This window comes from Photobacterium sp. R1, assembly GCF_054600795.1.
In genome coordinates this window covers 1-959 of sequence record NZ_BAAHZP010000044.1, presented here as the reverse complement: position 1 = coordinate 959, position 959 = coordinate 1, and the positions used below count along the sequence as shown (strand labels likewise).

2 protein-coding genes and 1 pseudogene are annotated in these 959 nt (G+C 54.2%); all 3 read right to left on the bottom strand.

Annotation, left to right across the window (positions count from 1 at the left end; translation table 11 throughout):
• Positions 1–83 precede the first annotated feature (83 nt).
• Complete coding sequence (locus ACYP03_RS23845; RefSeq protein WP_459782340.1) at positions 84–422, bottom strand: GPW/gp25 family protein; 339 nt, start codon at positions 420–422, stop codon at positions 84–86.
• A gap of 7 nt (positions 423–429) precedes the next feature.
• Positions 430–627, bottom strand: coding sequence for a hypothetical protein (locus ACYP03_RS23840; RefSeq protein WP_459782339.1), 198 nt, complete (start codon positions 625–627; stop codon positions 430–432).
• A pseudogene (locus tag ACYP03_RS23835) lies at positions 627–959 on the bottom strand (hypothetical protein); the annotation flags it as partial. The gene ACYP03_RS23840 and the pseudogene ACYP03_RS23835, both read right to left, overlap by 1 nt.

Here is a 959-nt window from a genome sequence, read left to right as displayed (position 1 = left end):
ATCCCGCATCTGAGCAAAAATAGCCTCAAAGCTCAGCGGCTCCAGCAAGTCCGGAGGCGGGAGCTGCGTTAAATCCTGCATACTCATCGAATTTCAATCCCCTCCAGAGTAATGGGTTGGCCATTGGGCAGGTATTCACCATCAATTGACAGCTCGATACGGCCCGGGGCGGCTGACTGAACGATCACCCGCTTCACCAAAATGCGAGGCTCCCACAACCTCAGCGCTTCCGCTGTGGCTGCAATGATATCTGCGATGGTTTCCGGGTTGGTTGGATTGTCAATCAGCTCAAACAGACGGCTGCCATAAGCCCGGCGCATCACCCGGCTGCCCATGGGGGTGGTCAGGATATCCCGCACCGACTGTTTGAGATGTTCCACCCCACTCAGGGCTTTACCTGTCTGTGCGTTCATTCCGTTCATCGTTCACCTATGTGACAGGCCAGTTTCCCTGGCTGCTACCACTCGTGACAGCAACCTGAGCGTTAGTTGTGATTTCTTCAACGACTGCAGCACTGATAACGGTTGCCAGCTTGTTGACCCAACTGTACTCACCCGTTGCAACCGCGCCTTCTGCTTCCATCTTGCTGACGATGGATGCTTTCAAACGTTCCTGATCTAATGGCATTACGCTTTCCCCGCAAAAACAACGGTTGAAATATCCGCATGAGGTTTGCCGGTTAACGGACAGATACACTCACCAGTGACCACACCCGCTCCGCTATTGAGTTTGATTTGTTTGCCGTCAGCCAGGATGTTGCCATCGGCCTTGGCCGTAATGTCTCCGGTGGCCGTCACGGTGATGTTTTCTGAGGCAGTCACGGAAATGTTTTTTGTCGCCGTCGCTGAGAGATCCCCGCCTACTGTTGCGGTCATATCCCCGGTCGCTTTCACGACCAGCTGACCCTGCACATCAACGGTCAGGGTGTGCTTTTTGCGGTGATATGTCAGTGTGGTGCC